Annotated in this window: 1 protein-coding gene; it reads left to right on the top strand. The window is 60.9% G+C overall.

Annotated features, from left to right (window positions below; genetic code table 11):
* Window positions 1-53: 53 nt before the first annotated feature.
* Window positions 54-276: hypothetical protein (locus tag SB764_RS39820; protein ID WP_410866725.1), on the top strand; the 223-nt coding region annotated here is incomplete at its 3' end.

Genomic DNA, 276 nt, shown 5'->3' with positions numbered 1-276 from the left:
CCGCGCAGCGACACCGACTGCACCGTCACATCATGGATCGGCGATACGGCGCCATGGTGATGATGGTCGTGCCCGTGATCATGATCATGATGGTGATGATCGTGGTCATGGTCATGACCATGCGCGTGGTGATGGTGATCGTGATCGCAGTCCGGGCCGCAGACGTGGTCGTCATGGCCATGCTCGAGGAAATGCGGGTCGTTTTCCAGCGCACGCTCGAGATTGAAGGCGCCGTGATTGAGAACGCAGGCGAGATCGACGCCGGAGCGGGTGGTC

This window comes from Paraburkholderia sp. SIMBA_027 (assembly GCF_046535315.1).
GTDB classification, from domain to species: Bacteria; Pseudomonadota; Gammaproteobacteria; order Burkholderiales; family Burkholderiaceae; genus Paraburkholderia; species Paraburkholderia tropica.
Note: the sequence above shows the minus strand (reverse complement) of the source record. Positions and strands in the feature narration are given on the sequence as shown.